Source organism: Burkholderia paludis (assembly GCF_000732615.1).
Lineage (GTDB): Bacteria > Pseudomonadota > Gammaproteobacteria > Burkholderiales > Burkholderiaceae > Burkholderia > Burkholderia paludis.
In genome coordinates, this window is record NZ_JPGL01000080.1 from 22,959 (window position 1) to 40,189 (window position 17,231).

Annotated in this window: 10 protein-coding genes and 1 pseudogene; 7 read left to right on the top strand and 4 right to left on the bottom strand. The window is 66.8% G+C overall.

Translation table 11 applies throughout. The features are described from left to right. Positions 1–142 precede the first annotated feature (142 nt). From GQ56_RS0134785 to GQ56_RS0134795, 3 genes are all read left to right on the top strand, one after another. Positions 143–1,417, top strand: coding sequence for a NupC/NupG family nucleoside CNT transporter (locus GQ56_RS0134785; RefSeq protein WP_031403035.1), 1,275 nt, complete (start codon positions 143–145; stop codon positions 1,415–1,417). Between the two features lie 38 nt (positions 1,418–1,455). Then, complete coding sequence (gene deoA, locus GQ56_RS0134790; RefSeq protein ID WP_031403036.1) at positions 1,456–2,772, top strand: thymidine phosphorylase; 1,317 nt, start codon at positions 1,456–1,458, stop codon at positions 2,770–2,772. Positions 2,773–2,872: 100 nt separating this feature from the next. Then, positions 2,873–3,262: a cytidine deaminase gene (locus GQ56_RS0134795; RefSeq protein ID WP_031403037.1), complete on the top strand. Its 390-nt coding sequence runs from the start codon at positions 2,873–2,875 to the stop codon at positions 3,260–3,262. 34 nt (positions 3,263–3,296) lie between these two features. Here the strand turns inward: GQ56_RS0134795 and GQ56_RS0134800 are convergent, their stop codons facing one another. From GQ56_RS0134800 to msrB, 4 genes are all read right to left on the bottom strand, one after another. Next, positions 3,297–4,412: an aromatic ring-hydroxylating oxygenase subunit alpha gene (locus GQ56_RS0134800; protein WP_031403038.1), complete on the bottom strand. Its 1,116-nt coding sequence runs from the start codon at positions 4,410–4,412 to the stop codon at positions 3,297–3,299. Between the two features lie 214 nt (positions 4,413–4,626). Beyond that, positions 4,627–5,370 carry a peptide-methionine (S)-S-oxide reductase MsrA gene (msrA, locus tag GQ56_RS0134805; protein ID WP_031403039.1) on the bottom strand — a complete coding sequence of 248 codons (744 nt, stop codon included), beginning with the start codon at positions 5,368–5,370 and terminating at the stop codon, positions 4,627–4,629. A 61-nt stretch (positions 5,371–5,431) separates the two neighbouring features. Beyond that, a complete protein-coding gene (locus GQ56_RS0134810) occupies positions 5,432–7,324 on the bottom strand; it encodes a cytochrome c biogenesis protein DipZ (RefSeq protein ID WP_031403040.1) in 1,893 nt (630 codons plus the stop codon). Between the two features lie 35 nt (positions 7,325–7,359). Beyond that, positions 7,360–7,890, bottom strand: a complete 531-nt coding sequence (msrB, locus tag GQ56_RS0134815; protein ID WP_031403041.1) for a peptide-methionine (R)-S-oxide reductase MsrB — start codon at positions 7,888–7,890, stop codon at positions 7,360–7,362. Positions 7,891–8,061: 171 nt separating this feature from the next. Here msrB and GQ56_RS46770 point away from each other — a divergent pair, with 171 nt between their 5' ends. The 4 genes and pseudogenes from GQ56_RS46770 to GQ56_RS0134835 form a co-directional block, all read left to right on the top strand. Continuing rightward, entirely contained in the window at positions 8,062–8,640 is a 579-nt protein-coding gene (locus GQ56_RS46770) for a competence protein CoiA family protein (RefSeq protein ID WP_235212814.1), read from the top strand. Positions 8,641–8,773: 133 nt separating this feature from the next. Further along, on the top strand, positions 8,774–9,265 hold the full coding sequence (locus GQ56_RS45050) for a hypothetical protein (RefSeq protein ID WP_152601946.1): 492 nt from the start codon (positions 8,774–8,776) through the stop codon (positions 9,263–9,265). A 94-nt stretch (positions 9,266–9,359) separates the two neighbouring features. Next, positions 9,360–9,617 (top strand): annotated as a pseudogene (locus GQ56_RS47100) (Imm75 family immunity protein); the annotation flags it as partial. A gap of 406 nt (positions 9,618–10,023) precedes the next feature. Continuing rightward, on the top strand, positions 10,024–17,231 hold a 7,208-nt coding region (locus GQ56_RS0134835; RefSeq protein ID WP_052007396.1), incomplete at its 3' end, for a two-partner secretion domain-containing protein.

Genomic DNA, 17,231 nt, shown 5'->3' on the forward strand with positions numbered 1-17,231 from the left:
GGAATTGGCGGCAACGTTTTTTTTCGGCGTTGCGGGGGGACGTATCGAGCGGGTAACATCCACCCACCCTGTCGCACGGGAGACGTCCGCGGGCTTCGGGCCACGCTCCGGACACGTTCAAATAGTGAGAAAGGAGCACACGGTGGATGTCCTGCGCAGTCTCATTGGTATGGTGTCCTTGATATTGGTTGCCTATCTGCTGTCGAACAACCGGCGCGCAGTGAGCGGCCGGACCCTGATCGCCGCGCTGTGCACGCAACTCGCGGTCGGTGCGCTGGTGCTGTTCGTGCCGCCGGGCCGCGCGGCGCTGGCGGCGGCCGCGAACGGCGTCAACCGCGTGCTCGACATGGGCAATCACGGCATCGCGTTCGTGTTCGGCGGGCTGGTCGACAGCCGCATGTTCCAGCTGTTCGGCGACGGCGGCTTCGTGTTCGGCCTGCGCGTGCTGCCGATGATCATCTTCGTGACCGCGCTGATCGCGGTGCTGTACTACGTCGGCGTGATGAAGTGGATCGTCGCGATTCTCGGCGCGGGGCTCGCGAAGCTGCTCGGCGTGAGCCGCATCGAGGCATGCTCGGCCGTCGCGACGATCTTTCTCGGACAGAGCGAGATGCCCGCGCTCGTGAAGCCGTTCGTGCGGAACATGACGAGCGCCGAGATCTTCACGGTGATGGCGAGCGGCATGGCGTCGGTCGCGGGCTCCGTGCTGGTCGGCTATGCCGGCCTCGGCGTGAAGATGGAATACCTGCTCGCCGCGTCGTTCATGGCGGTGCCGGGCGGACTGCTGTTCGGCAAGCTGCTGTTTCCGACCGTCGAGCCGAGCCGCATCGTGGTCGACGGTCTCGATTTCGACGACAAGCGGGCCGCCAACGTGATCGAGGCGGCGGCGTCCGGCGCGTCGGTCGGCCTGCGCATCGCGATCAACGTCGGCGCGATGCTGATCGCATTCGTGGGGCTCATCGCGCTGATGAACCTGATCGTCGGCGGCGTGGCCGCGTTCGCGGGCTTTCCGCAGGTCACGCTGGTGGACATCATCGGGCACCTGTTCGCGCCGCTCGCATGGATCATCGGCGTGCCGTGGCACGACGCGGCGCTCGCCGGCAACTTCATCGGCGAGAAGCTGATCTTCAACGAGTTCGTCGCGTACGGCGACCTGTCGCCTTACCTGAAGGGCGGCGCGCACGCCGCCGCGGCCGGCCTGCAGGTGCTCGACCCGAAGACGCTCGCGATCGTGTCGTTCGCGCTGTGCGGCTTCGCGAATTTCTCGTCGATCGCGATTCTCGCGGGCGGGTTCAGCGCGGTCGCGCCCGAGCGCCGTTCGGAAGTCGCGCGGCACGGCTTCCGGGCGCTGACGGCCGCGACGCTGTCGAACCTGATGAGCGCCGCGATCGCGGGCCTGTTCTTCTCGCTGCATTGAGCGCGCGGCGCCCACCGACCGATCGAGGAGCGGCAACGATGTTTCTACCGCAGGAATTCATCCGCCGGAAGCGTAACCGGCAGCCGCTCGACCGCGACGGGATTGCCGCGTTCGTGCGCGGCGTGACGGACGGCAGCGTGACCGAAGGGCAGGTGGCCGCGTTCGCGATGGCCGTGTATTTCAACGACCTGAGCGTCGACGAACGCGTCGCGCTGACCCTCGCGCAGCGCGACTCGGGCGACGTGCTCGACTGGCGCGCGCTCGATCTCGGCGGGCCGGTGATCGACAAGCACTCGACCGGCGGCGTCGGCGACGTCGTATCGCTGATGCTCGGGCCGATGGTGGCGGCGTGCGGCGGCTACGTGCCGATGATCTCGGGGCGCGGGCTTGGCCATACCGGCGGCACGCTCGACAAGCTGGGCGCGATTCCCGGCTACGACGTGACGCCCGATACGGACGCGTTTCGCCGCACGGTGCGCGACGTCGGCGTCGCGATCATCGGGCAGACCGCGCGGCTCGCGCCGGCCGACAAGCGCATTTACGCGATTCGCGACGTGACGGCGACCGTCGAGTCGGTCGCGATGATCACCGCGTCGATCCTGTCGAAGAAGCTCGCGGCCGGACTCGACGGGCTCGTGATGGACGTCAAGGTCGGCTCCGGCGCGTTCATGCCGACCGCCGGGCAATCGGCGGAACTGGCCCGCAGCATCGTCGACGTCGGCAACGGCGCGGGCATGAAGACGACCGCGCTCCTCACCGACATGAGCCAGTCGCTCGCACCCTGCGCGGGCAATGCGCTCGAAGTGGCGTGCGCGATCGACTACCTGACGGGCAAGTCGCGGCCGGCGCGCCTGCATGACGTCACGATGGCGCTGGCGGCGGAACTGCTCGTGACCGGCGGGCTGGCGCGCGACGTCGAACAGGCGGGCGCGATGCTGCGGCGGGCGCTCGACTCGGGCGCGGCGGCGGAACGCTTTGCGCGCATGGTCGCCGCGCTCGGCGGCCCGGCGGACCTGATCGATGCGCCCGCGCGTCATCTGGCGCGGGCCGCGCTGGTCGCGCCCGTTCCGTCGCCCGCGAGCGGCGTGGTGCAGCGGGTCGATTGCCGCGCGCTCGGGCTGGCGGTCGTCGCGCTCGGCGGCGGCCGCACGCGTGCGGAAGATCCGATCGATTACAGTGTCGGCCTGTCCGGGCTCGCGGAGATCGGGCAGCGCGTCGCCGCGGGCGAGCCGCTCGGCCACGTGCATGCGCGCGACAGCGCCGCCGCGGCGCAGGCGGTGGAGGCGATCCAGCGCAGCTACGGGCTGGGCGATGCGGGCAACGCGCAGCCGACCGTTCTTCGACGGATCGGCTGACCGGCCGCCGTTTCATTCACCTGCTCATGACGCGCGTCGCGACTCCGCCGGGACGCGTCGCGTCGATGCACCCGGACACACTCATGGAGGCCCACGCATGATGGAACGCAACGCACTGATCGAACAGGCCAAGGCGGCGCGCGAACGCGCGTATGCGCCGTATTCGCGGTTCAGGGTCGGCGCGGCGCTGCTGGCGCACGACGGGACGGTTTTTCACGGCTGCAACGTCGAGAATGCGTCGTACGGCCTGTGCAATTGCGCGGAACGCACGGCGATGTTCTCGGCCATCGCGGCCGGCTATCGTCCGGGGGATTTTGCGCGGCTTGCCGTCGTCGGCGACACGGACGGGCCGATCGCGCCGTGCGGCGCGTGCCGTCAGGTAATCATCGAGATCGGCACGCCCGACCTGGAAGTGATCCTGGGCAACCTGGCAGGCGCGCTCGAGGTGACGACGGCGCACGCGTTGCTGCCCGGCGCGTTCCGGCTCTAGCGGCAGCCTTGTCGCATGCGGCGGGCCGCGTGCATCACGTGTCGTCGCGCGCCGCGTGGATCGGGATCACCGTGCGCGCGCCGCACTGGCGCAGCAGGTCGCGCAACTCGTTGATGACCGGAAACACCTCGTGGTTCCAGTCGGCGCCCTGCCGGTCGTGCGCTTCCTGCTCGCGTTCGACGATCCAGCGATCCTCGCGGAAGATGCGCTCGGTGAACCACACGAGCAGCGGCCATGCGAGATCGAGCGCGAACGGTATGCCGGGACGGTGGATCGACAGGAGTCCGAAGGTGCGGTTGGTGCGTTGCTCGGCGTCGAGCGGCACGTAGACGATCCACAGGTCCATCACGAGCGTGCCTTCGCTCGAGCGGATCTGCAGCGTCTGGTACGGATAGCCGGTGCGCACCGTCATCACGCTCTTGTCCGACTGCTCGCCCGGCTTCTTGCTCGCGCCGAAGACCAGCGCCTCGCCGACCGGCTGCTTGCCTTCCATCCGCGCGAACGTGTAGTCGACCTCGACCCAGTCGTCGCCGCGGCGCCGGCCCACCGAACGCGCACGCATCTGCCCCATCTGCTTGCGATGCAGGAACTGATGGTTCATGTCCATCAGGTTCTCGTGCATGAACGAGTAGTGGCACTTGACCTCGCGGCCGAAGCGGCGCGTCTTGAACGCGCGGTCGTCCGCCGATTCGAGCGCGGGGAACGGGCGCGTGTCGGCGAGCGCCGCATCGCCCGGGAACACGAAGATCAGCCCGTGCGCTTCGCGGCACGGATACGCGCGCACGCCGTTGGGCAAGCGCTCGCGGCCGAGGTAGGGCACGTCGACGCAACGGCCGCTGTCGCACGCATAGGTCCAGCCGTGATAGCAGCAGCGCAGCGTCTCGCCGCTCACGACGCCCGCATGCAGCGGCACCTGGCGGTGCGCGCAACGATCCTCGAGCGCGTATACGGCGCCGGACTCGGTGCGCACGAGCACGATCGGATCGCCGGCGAAGCGCACGCCGAGCGTCTTGCCGCGCTTCAGTTCGCGCGACCAGGCGAGCGGGTACCAGTGATCGGGATGAATGGGCACCCGGCGCAGGTCGCGCGCGACTGCGCCGGAGGCGGGTTCTCCGAGGGTACCGCCGTCTGGGAAGGGCATGGCGCGCATGCGTGACGCCTCCGGGCTGGACTGGGATTCCGGGCGCCGCACGATGCGGCGGGGATCTGGAGAAGTCTACGCGAAGTTACCCGTCGCGGCAGGCGCGATGCGGGTTTGCCCCGGCACGGCGGCCGGGGTTTCGTTGATGCAGCGCAAATCCGGCCGAAGGCCGTGCATGCCGGCCGTGCGGCGGGCGGGGGCCCGTCGCGCGACCGCTTGCCGGTCACGAGCGCGCTTCGCGCCACAGCACGGCGTCGGTGCGGTACAGCGCGGGGAAGTACTGCTTCAGCCCGGCGATCTTCGGCATGTCGTTGTAGGCGATGTACGGTGCATCGGGATGCAGTTCGAGGTAGTTCTGGTGATAGCCTTCGGCCGCGTAGAACCCCTTGTAGTCCTCGACGCGCGTGACGACGGGCGCCGGAAACACATGCGCGGCGCCGAGCTGCGCGATGTACGCGGTGGCGACCGCGCGTTGCCGCGCGGTGGTCGGGAAGATCGCGGACCGGTACTGCGGCCCTTCGTCGGGGCCTTGCCGGTTGAGCTCGGTCGGATTGTGCGCCACCGAGAAGAACACCTGCAGCAGCCGGCCGTACGTGATCTGCGTCGGGTCGTAGACGATGCGAACCGATTCCGCGTGCCCTGTCAGCCCCGAGCCGACGAGCGCATAGTGCGCGGTTTCGGACGCGCCGCCGGCATAGCCGGCCGTGACCTGCTTCACGCCCTTCACGTGCTCGAACACGCCCTGCACGCCCCAGAAGCAGCCGCCGGCGAACACGGCCGTCTCGTCGTGCGACGTGCCGGGCGTTTCGTCGAGCGTCGGCGCGGGTACGGTGCGCATCGGCTCGGCGGACTGGACGACATGCTGGTAGCCGAAGGCGGCGGCGGCCGCGAGGGCGACGGCGCCGATGCGGCGCAGCAGTGCGGCGCGCCGTCGCGGCGCGCGATCGCGGGTGGGTGTCGGATTCATCGTGGGCTCCTTCTGAAACGATTGGGGGAGGACGGCGGTCGGGCCGCGGCGGCGCGTGCGTTCAACCGAACGTGAATGCGTACGCATCGACGCCGGGATCGAGAAACTCGATCGCGAACGTGCGGTCGGCGATCGCGCCGGGCTGCCGGACGAGCTGGTACAGGCGTTGTCCGGTGACGGTGCCGTAGCCCTGCGCGTCGATGTCGCTGCCGTGCGCGGCACCGGGTGCCGCGCCGTCGAGCGTCACGCGAAAGCGCACGGGCCGGCCGTTTTCGCCCGGGCCGAGCACCAGGTGCAGATCGCGTGCGTGGAAGCGGTAGACGATGCGGCCGGCCGGCGCCGCGAGCGTCGCGCGTTCGGCGCCGACCCGCCAGGTGCCGGCGAGGCCCCAGTCGTTCAGCCCCGGGCTGGCCGGCTCGGCATAGCGGGACGTTGCGTCGCGCACCACGCCGCCGGGCGACGTGAAATCCTCCGCGCGGGCATAGCCGACGTAGGTCTCGGGCGAGCGGACGTCGGCGCTGTCGGCCGCCGCGAGCGCTCCCTTCGCGGGCGCGCCGGCGAGCCCGATCGGCACGTTCAGCGCTTCCGGATGGCCGGCCTCGGCGAGCAGCGACTGGATCGCGCGCTCCGATTCCGCGTATTCGCCTTCGCCGAAGTGGTGGCGGCGCACGCGCCCCTGCGCATCGACGAAGTAGTGCGCCGGCCAGTACTCGTTGCCGAACGCACGCCAGATCGCGAAGCGGTTGTCGATCGCGACCGGGAAGTCGATGCCGAGGTCGTGCACGGCCTTCTTCACGTTGCCGATGTCGCGCTCGAACGCGAACTCGGGGGCGTGCACGCCGATCACGACGAGCCCGTAGGGCGCGTACTTGCGCGCCCACGCGGTCGTGTACGGCAGCGTGCGCAGGCAGTTGATGCACGAGTAGGTCCAGAAGTCGATCAGCACGACCTTGCCGCGCAGGCCGGCCGCCGTCAGCGGCGGCGAATTCAGCCACTGCACCGCGCCGTCGAGGGACGGCAGCGTGCCTTCGACGGGCAGCGCGTCCGGCGCATGCGTCGGGGCCGCCGTATCCGCGGCGCGGATCATCGCGCCGCCGGTCATGACGTTGCCGGTCATGACGCCGCCGTCGGCGTGCGCGGCGCCGGCGGTCGCGGACATCATGGCGCCGTCGCCCGGGTTGCCGGCCGCGCTGCCGGTTGCGGCCATCGCCGTCGGCGCGCTGTTCGCGCGTCCGCCGAGCCGCTCGACGAGCTTCGTTTCGAGCCCGCCCGTGGTGACGGTCGACAGTTGGGCGAGCACGCCCGTATCGAGGCCGAGCGCGATCGCGCCGACGCCGGCCAGCAGCGCCGCGCCGATGCCGCGCTTGATCCATTCGCCGGCGCCGAGCGAGCGCTTCATCGCGGCGAACACCTTGCCGCCGATCACGAGTGCGACGCCGAGCGACGTCGCCGCGCCGGCCGCATAGGCCGCCAGCAGCAGCGTCGTGCCGACGCTTGCGCCGCGCAGTGCGGCGCCGGTCAGCACGAGTCCGAGGATCGGGCCCGCGCACGGCGCCCACAGCAGGCCGGTCGCGACGCCGAGCAGCAGCGACGACGCGGGGCCGGCCGGGCGCCCGTCGCGTTGCGCGAAACCGGTGAGGCGGTTGCCGGCGGCGACCAGCGGACGCGTCAGGTGCTCAGCGAGGCGGGGCATCAGCAGCGTCAGGCCGAACACCGAGAGCAGCACGATGGCGGCCCAGCGGCCGGCCTGGTTGGCCTGTGCGACCCAGCCGCCGCCGACGGCCGCGAGCGTTGCGACGGCGGCGAACGTGAGCGCCATGCCGGCGAGCAGCGGCAGGCCGGTGCGCACGAAGGGCTGGTCGGCGCGCGCGAACACGAACGGCAGCACGGGCAGGATGCACGGGCTGAGGATCGTGAGTACGCCGCCGAGGTAGGCAAGGACGATGAGCAGCATGATGCGTTCTCCAGTCGGTCGGGAGTGGGGCCGGATCAGGCGGCGGTCGGGTGGAAGGCGAGCGCGAGGCCGTTCATGCAGTAGCGCAGGCCGGTCGGCTGCGGGCCGTCGTCGAACACGTGGCCGAGATGGCCGCCGCAGCGGCGGCAGTGCACTTCGGTGCGGATCATTCCGAACGACGCGTCGGTGTCGGTGCCGACCGCGTGGTCGAGCGGCTTCCAGAAGCTCGGCCAGCCCGTGTGGCTGTCGAACTTGGTGGCCGACGAGAATAGGGCGAGGCTGCAGCCGGCGCACGCGAAGGTGCCGTGCCGGTGTTCGTCGTTCAGCGGGCTGCTGTACGGCCGCTCGGTGCCGGCTTCGCGCAGGATCCCGTACTGGGCGGGCGTGAGCCGGCGATGCCATTCGGCGTCGCTGAGGGTGATTTCGAACGGGGCGGCCGTCTGCGGGGCGGCCGGCGGCGCGGCGAACGCGCGGCCGACCAGCGCGCGGCGGCCGGCGGACGACAGCGCCGCAAGCGCGGCGAGGCCGGTGGCGCCGGCGAACAGCAGATGTCTGCGGGTAGGCATGATGGGCTCCTGGCGGCAGGTCCTGAAAACATGCGCTTATCGTAGGCAGTGGCCGGTGTCGAAGTCCTCACGGAAAGTTAAATGAATTGTGAAGGTTGGGGGCTCCGTTGGCGTGTGCCGGCGTCCGGCTGAGCTCCAACTGGAAAGGGTTTTCGAGCGGGTGAGCAGCCGATGTTTACCGGACGCCTGCTCGCGACGCGTTTTTTTGGTGTCTTTTTAGTATTCGTCGAGCGACGTGGCGAATCCGGTGCTCAGGGCACCCACATTTCGCCGATCACCGTCATGACACAAGTCGCCTGGACCCGCGACGGGCGTCCCGTACACGCGGCCGCGTTCTCGATCCGCGAGTGGGATCAGCTCAATGAGTCGACGCAGCTCGGCGACTTCCTGCTCCCGTGCTGCAAGGCGCCGGCAGTGCTCAAGACGAGCATCAACGGCTTACCATTCTTCGCTCATCTGGCGGACGAGTGCGCCACTGCGCCGGAGACCCGATGGCATAGGTTCGGCAAAGCCGCCGTCCTCGCGGCACTGAGCGGCATGGGCATCGCGGGCGCCGAGGAAGTGCCAGGGTCATCGCGGCCTGGCATCCCATGCCGGCCGACTGCCATCTCAATGCAAGGCGATGGTGCGCGAGTTACCCCGATTTCACGATCACGCGAGGTTGGCTGCACGAGCCGTTCGCGGACAGCCCACATCGCTTCGTTGCGCACACAATCGTCCAGAGCCGTGACGGCGCATTCCGTGACGTGACTTTTGGGCAGAAGGATGCACGACTGAGGTTCGTTGTGCATCCGACCGATGACGTTGAGTTCGATCAGTTGGTTCACGCGGTTCCGTATCGGGTTACCGACCTTTCGGGCGAAAATGCAGGAAGGACGATCGCATGAGGTTGATTGCACGTTTGGCTATCGCAGCGTCGCTGTTCTCAGGTGGTGTCAGCGGCACAATGATTGCCGTCGCGGGCAGTGCAGACGGGGTTCCTGCGCTCAAAGTGACCGCGCCTGGCGGAGCTACGAGCATTCTGGTTGCCAGCATGCATGTTCCCTATGCTGGTTTGCACCAGCCGCTAGCCTCCGTGCTGCGCGGAAAGTCCCGACTCGTGATCGAGAGTTCCAATACGCAGGGTCCGCAGCCGCCGATCCCAGATCCGAGGGAAATGCTGACACCGGCAGCGCTGTCGGGCTTCTATACAGGTGGCGCGCTCGCTCGTGCGCCATGGGCAGCGTCGCTGACTGACGACGACGTGGCCGTATTGCGACGCAACGGGACCTGCTCGGGTTCAGCGCTCGATGACAAAGCGACCAACTTTCTCCTCGCTATGAGAAGCCCGACGATGGCAGCCGGGATACGCGTGGGACATCGCACTGCTCCCTGACGCTGCGATGCGTGAGCAACAAATCGAACTATTGTGGCAAACCTGCGAGCCGTTGACGCCCGAACAGGCGTCGCAGGACTTGGCAGCCAGTTTCATGCGTGACGTGCGGGCACTGGTCGCGCTCAAGCGTGAGCTGTTGCCAGGCGTGCTCACCTTCGTCGACAGCGTTCGGCTCGAAGCGATCGACGATAGAGCTGACCGACTCGTGATATCGGCCTCGGTTGGGGAAGAGGCGCGCCTGGTTCATTTCAATCCCGATTTCACGGGAACGCCGTCGTTCGGGCGACGACTGTATCACCTGCGCGACTGGACCGATGACCTTGCCGACTGGGTCGATCGGTTGCGTCGTGAGGGACAACTGGCCGGCAACGTGAAGCGTGAAGCTGCGGCGATTGGCGGCATGATGCGCGTCGAGCTGACCGGATGCCGCGAGGTGTCCGCGCGCCTGCATTCGATACAGACGGCGCCGAGCGCTCGGTGTGTGACCGCCGAATGGGTCAACCTCGCCGATGAGATCGATGCGCAAATCAGCAAGGTCCTTGCCACGCTTGGATGATAGGCCGCACGCGTTGTCCCTCGGCGCGCCCTCCAGAGAAAGGCCAGAAAGGTCCGTACGTCGCGTCAATCAGATGGGTCTGAAAATCCGAATTTGTGGTTTTCCTTCAACAGCTTGGCAATTTCTGACAGTTACCTTTCAATGGTCTCGATAAGATCTCATCCAATAAGCCAACGAATGGACGCGGGCCGCGTCGACGAGAATGAACAAGAATACGCACCGCCTGGTGTATTCCAGGCTTCGGGGTATGGTGGTGGCCGTCGCGGAGACTGCGACGGCTGAAGGCAAATCGGCAACAGGAGAGGTGCGCGCGCAGCGGCGGTCGTCGGCGTCCGGCGCTCGCGTTGTGATGGCGGGCCTCGCTGCGCTCGGCATGCTACCCACCCTGTCCGGTGCGCAGATCGTTCCGACGCCTGGCACCAGCGCGCAGGTAATCCAAACGCCGAACGGCCTGCCGCAAGTCAACGTGGCGCGTCCGTCGAGTGCGGGTGTATCGGTCAACACCTACAACCAGTTCGACGTACAGCGCGCTGGCGCGATCCTGAACAACTCGGCCACGATGGTCCAGACCCAGCTCGGCGGGTGGATCAACGGCAACCCGAACTTCGGGCCGAACGACGCGGCGCGCATCATCGTCAATCAGGTCAATAGCCCGAATCCTTCCCAAATCCGCGGCGCTTTGGAGATCGCGGGCGCTCGCGCGGAACTCGTCCTGGCGAACCCCTCGGGCATCTATCTCGATGGGGCGGGCTTCATCAATACCAGCCGCGCGACCCTGACCACCGGCGTGCCGTTCTACGGCTCGGACGGTTCGTTGGCCGGCTACAACGTCAACCGTGGCCTCGTGACCGTCGCCGGCGCGGGCCTGAATGCGGCGAATATCGATCAGGTCGACATCATTTCCCGCGCTGTGCAGACCAATGCGGCGATCTACGTGAAGAATCTGAACGTCATCGCCGGCGCGAATCAGGTCAATCACGACACGCTGGCCGCGACGCCGATTCAGGGCGATGGCGCTGCGCCGGCTGTCGCGATCGACGTGGCGCAGTTGGGTGGCATGTATGCGAACCGGGTGTATTTGGTGGGCAACTCCGCTGGCGTCGGGGTGGCCAACGCCGGCACGATCGCAGCGCAGGCGGGTGATCTTACCCTGCAATCGGACGGCCGCCTGGTGCTGACCGGCAAGACGACCGCGAGCGGCAACCTCGCACTGTCGGCCGCGAGCGGCATCCAGAACAGCGGCACGACCTACGCGCAGCAATCGCTGTCGGCCGGCACCGCCGCCGATCTGACGAACAGCGGGACACTCGCGGCGCAGCAGAATACCACCGTGAATGCCGGCAGCGTCAATTCGACCGGTACGCTCGGCGCGGGTGTGAACAACGACGGCTCCGTTGGCCATGGCGGCGATCTGAACCTGACGGCGTCGGGCCAACTGAGCGCAACCGGCCAGAACGTCGCGGGCGGCAATGCGTCGCTGACGGGCGTCAACGTGAATCTCGCCGGCAGCCAGACGGCGGCGAACGGCAATCTGTCGCTGAGCGCGACGTCTGGCGACGTGAATCTCGCGAACGCGACGACGAGCGCACAAGGTGCCGTCACCGCGCAGGCTTCCGGCACGGTTATCAACGATCACGGCAGCCTGTCGAGCGGCGGCGGCACGACGCTGACCGGCGGCAACCTGTCGAACCAGGACGGCAAGCTCTCGTCGCAAGGCCCGCTGTCGGTGAACGTCGCCGGCCAGATCGCCAATCAGGCCGGCGAACTGGTGTCCGAGAGCACGGCGAACGTGCGCGGCGGCGCCATCGCAAACAACCAGGGCACCATCCAAAGCGCAGCTGGCATGACGATGGCCGGTGCGTCGCTGGACAACACGGCGGGCCGGCTCACGTCGCTCAACGGCGACGGCTTGTTCGTGACGACGAGTGGTCAGTTGACCAACGCCGCGGGCACGACCGCGAACGGCGCGCAAGGCGGCGTGATCGGCGGCAACGGCGATGTGTCCGTCCAGGGCGCAAACGTTGTCAACCACGGTGTGATCACTTCCAACACCAATTTGCGTATCGCTGGCCAGTCCGTCGATAACGGTGGCGGCACGCTGCAGGCCGCGCAAAACGTCGCGGTGGATGCCGGCACGCACCTGACGAACAATGGCGGTTCGATTGCCGGCCAGACGGCAACTCTCAGCGCCACGACGCTCGACAACAGCGCGGGCGCCGTGCAGGCGGGCCAGGTGACGTTGAACGCGACCGACCTCGTGAACCACGGCGGCACGATCACGCAGACCGGTGCCGACGCAATGAGCGTGAACGTGTCGGGCACGCTCGACAACTCGAATGGCGGCACGCTGCAAACCAACAGTACCGACCTGACGCTCGCCCCTGCCGCACTCGTCAACGACGGCGGCACGATCACGCATGCCGGCAGCGGCACGCTGACGCTCGGCAGCGGTTCAGGCTCGGTGTCGAACGTGGGCGGTGCGATCGCCAGCAACGGGCGCGTTGTCGCGCAAACCGGCACGTTGAACAACGCATCGGGCTCGATCACCGCCCAGACCGGATTGACTGCCAATGTCGGCGGCACGCTGACCAACGCGAACGGCAAGCTGCTGTCGAACACGGACCTGAGTGTCGCCAGCGGCATGCTGGCGAACGACGGCGGCCAGATCGGCGCCAGCACGAACGCGGCAATCCACACCGGCGCGATGACGAATCAGGGCGGCTCGATCGTCGCGCCGAACCTGTCGGTTACCGCCGATTCGACGCTGGACAACAGCGGCGGCAAGCTCGAGGCCAATCAGCTTGCGCTGACGGCCGCGAACCTCGTGAACCACGGCGGTGCGATCACGCAGTATGGATCGTCAGCGATGGGGATGAACGTCAGCGGCACGCTCGACAACTCGACGGGTGGCGTGATCCAGACCAACAGCACGGATCTGACGCTCAAGCCCGCCGGGCTGAACAACGCAGGCGGCACCATCACACATGCCGGCACGGGCACGCTGATGATTGCCCCCGGTAATGGCGCCAGCGCGTTGAACAACGCGTCAGGCACCATCGTGACGAAGGGACAAGCGGTCGTCGATGCGAGCAGCTGGAACAACGCAAGAGGTATTCTCGCCGCGCAGCGCGGCGTCAACGCCACGATCACCGGTGACGTGAACAACGCGCAGGGCCTGCTGCGATCGGACGAGTCGCTGTCATTGAAGAGCGGCGGCGCTTTGTCGAACCAGGGTGGCCACGTCCAGGCCGGGCAATCGACTGTGGGCGACACGAGCACGCTCGACATTCAATCGGCTTCGATCGACAACGCGGACGGCGCCATTGTCGACCTCGGTACGGGCAAGATGACGGTGCAGGGCGTCAGCCAGATAGCGAACAGTCATGCCGGCGGTGTGTCGGGTATGGGTGCCATCACCGGTAACGGCGACGTGACGGTCAGCGCGGCGTCGATCGGCAACACGCAGGGCGGTCAGCTCAGCGGCGCGTCGCTGCATGTTCAAGGCGGCACCTTGGACAACAGCGGCGGCACGATTGGCAACGTCGCGAATTCGAACGGCGACTTGAACGTCACGACGACCGGCGCAATCACGAACACGAATGGCCAGATCAGCTCGACGCACGACCTGTCGGTCGCGGCAGCCACACTGCAAGGCGGCGGAACCTACAGCGCGACGCACGACGCGAACGTGAACCTTCAGGGCGATTACACGGCGGCATCCGACACCCAGTTCAATGTCGGTCACGATCTTGCTTTCACGTTGCCTGGCACCTTTACGAACAACGCGAACCTGCAATCGGTCAACGACCTGAGCGTCAACGCGGGCAATATCGTCAACGTGGGCGCCCTGACGGCCGGCGGCCTGCTGCGCACGCAATCGACCAATCTGACGAACACGGGCGCGCTCGTGGGCGCCAGCGCCTCGCTCAACGCGACGAACGCGATCTCGAACTTCGGGCCGACCGCGCTGATCGGTGCATCCGACAGCAACGGTACGCTGGAGATCCTCGCGCACGACATCGAAAACCGCGACGACACGACTGCGACAGATTCGATGGCGACGACCGCTATCTTCGGCATGGGCAAGGTCGTGCTGGGCGGCGGCAAGGATGCGAGCGGCAATTACAGGAACGCGGCGCTGGTCAATAACGTATCGGCCCTGATCCAGTCCAGCGGCGACATGGAACTGCACGCGGACAAGATCACGACCACGCGCCGCGTGATGAAGACGTCCACCAGCCAGATCGATCCAGCATCGCTCGCGCAGTTCGGCATTCCGATCAAGGGCCGCACGGGCCAGCCCGGAGTGAAGGATCCGGACGGCATCGGCGGCGTCTACACCGAGCCGCCGCACAGTGGCCAGTGGAACAGCGACTATCAGTTCACGACCTACTATGCCGACAGCGCGACGGCGACGACCGTGACGGACATCAGCCCGGCCGCGCAGATCGTGTCGGGCGGCAAGATCGATGCGTCGTCCGTCGGCACGCTGCAAAACTACTGGAGCAACATCGCCGCGGTCGGCGACGTCAAGATGCCGGCGCACTACGACGCCGACGGCTGGGCGGCATCCGGCCAGAAACTGCCGGGCGTGTCGGTCTCCTACTCGGGGCAGTACCACTACAACAACTACGACAACAGCGAACACGATTGGCAACTGCCGTTCGGCAACGCGCCGTTCGTAACGGGACGTCCGGGCGGCTATACGCAGGCGGCACCGGCATCGATCAAGGATTACACGCTGCCGGGCTATTTTTCGACGATGAGTTCGAACGGCACGATTTCGGGTACGGGCGTCAGCGTCAACAACACGGCGGGCAACGCGTCGATTCCGTCGTTCGGCTTGTTGCCGGGGCAGTCGGTGCCGGGACTCACTCCTACCAACCTGTCCGGTAACGCGAGCGGCGCGAAATCGGGCGCATCGTCGGTGTACGGCGGTCCGCCGGCGCCGGTCGATCCGATCATCGCCAGCGCGACGGCGCTGAACGTGCTGAACAACCTCACGATTCCGCAGGGCGGGCTGTACCGGCCGACAAGTGCGCCGAATGCGAACTACGTGATCGAGACGAACCCGGCGTTCACGAACCAGAAGAACTTCATTTCGAGCGACTACTTCTTCGGGCAGCTCGGTGTCGATCTCACGCATATTCCGAAGCGTCTCGGCGACGGCTTCCATGAGCAGCAGCTCGTGCGCAATCAGGTGACGGCGCTGACCGGCAAAGCGGTGCTCGGGCCATACGCGGATCTGCAAACGATGTATCAGTCGTTGATGACGGCGGGCGCGGATTTGTCGAAGTCGCTTGATCTGCCGATGGGCGCGAGCCTGTCGGCCGAGCAGGTGTCGAAGCTGACCGGTAACGTGATCATGATGGAAACGCGGGTGGTCGATGGTCAGTCGGTGCTGGTGCCGGTCGTGTATCTCGCGCAGGCGAACCAGCAGAATGTCAACGGCCCACTGATTACCGCAACGAACATCGATTTCCAGAACGCACAGACGTTCACGAACAGCGGCACGATCAAGGCGGACAACACGCTGGCGATCCAAGGCAAGCAGATCGACAATGCGTTCGGCGCGCTGCAAAGCGGCGGGCTGATGTCGCTGAAGACCGAGAACAACATCGACCTGACGTCGGCGAACGTGAAGGCCGGCAGTCTGCAACTGGATGCCGGCAAGGACCTGATTCTCGATACGGCGACGAAGACCAACACGCGCGTGAGCCGCGATGGTGCGACGAGCATGGTGACGACGCTCGGGCCGACCGCGAAGCTGGATGTCGCGGGTGATGCGTCGATCGTCACCGGCGGCAACTTCCAACAGAACGCGGGCAACCTGTCGGTCGGCGGCAATCTCGGGATGAACGTCGGCGGCAACTGGGATCTCGGTGCGGTGCAGACCGGCGAGCACAAGATCGTGCAGCGGGCGAACGGCGTGTCCAACACCGACATCAACAAGGTGGTCGGCGGCTCGGTGACGGTCGGCGGGCAATCGTTGATCGCCGTCGGCGGTGACCTGACGGCGAAGGGCGCGCAGATCGACTTCGGGCAAGGTGGGACGCTTGCTGCCAAGGGCAACGTGACGCTCGGCGCGGCGAGCGCGACATCAACCGTGAACGCCAACAGTTCGGGTAAGGATAGTCATGGCAGCTCCGCGGACACACTGCACACGTCGGATCAGGCGCTGACCGGAACGACGCTCAAGGGCGGCGATACGGTGAACATCGTGTCGGGCAAGGATATTACGCTTTACGGCAGCGCGATCAGCCTCGACAAGGGCAATGCGAACCTGCTGGCAGTCGGTGATGTGAACGTCGGCGCGGCAACCGAAACGCATGAGCTGAATTCGCACGAGACTCACAGCCACAGCAATGTCGTGAGCGGCGTGAAAGTCGCGAGTGGGATCGACCAGACGATGACGCTCAATCGCGGCAGCCTGGTATCGGCGGACGGCGTGAACATTGTCAGCGGAAAGGACGTCAATGTTCAGGGTAGCACCATCGTCGGAACGAACGACGTGACGCTCACGGCAGCGCGCAACGTGACGGTTACGACGTCGCAGGATACCTTGCAGTCGTCGAGCTACTACGACAAGAAGGAATCCGGGCTGATGTCGGGCGGCGGCCTGTCGGTGTCGATTGGCAGCAGTTCGCTGAAGACGAACAGTCAGTCGACCGAGGTGTCGAACAACGGCAGTACGATCGGTTCGCTGAAGGGCAACGTCAGCGTTACTGCTGGAAACGACCTGCACGTGACGGGAAGCGACCTGATCGCAGCGAAGAATCTTAGCGGTACAGGCGCGAACGTGATGATCGACGCGACGCAGGACACGCGTCACCGCGGCGAGACACAGGAAGTGTCGAAGAGCGGCCTGACGCTGGCGCTGAAGGCACCGGTGATCGATGCGGTATCGAATGCCGTTGGTCAATCGCGCGCGTCCGGCAATAGCCAGGACGGTCGCGCGGCAGCGCTGCACGGGATGGCGGCGGCCAGCGCCGCGTGGGATGCGAACATGGCCGCGGGCGATGTGGTTCGGGCGCTGGGGGCGGGCGAAACGCCTCAGTTCAAGGTCGAAGTCAGCGTCGGCAGCAGTCACAGCAAGAGCGCGTTCTCCGAAGACAGCGTGACGAATCGCGGTTCGAACGTGAACGCGGGCGGGACGGTGGCGTTTGCGGCGACCGGCAACGGTCAGGCTGGCAGCGGTAATGTGATGATCGCCGGCTCGAACGTGAACGCAAATGATGTGATCCTGGCGGCGAAGAACCAGGTCAATATCGTCAATACGACGGATGCCGACTCGACGCGCAGCACGAACGAGTCGAAGAGCGCGAGCGTGGGTGTGTCGGTCGGCACGGGTGGGTTCGGTATTTCCGCGGCGATGTCGAAGGCCAACGGCGATGGCAACAGCGATCTGGC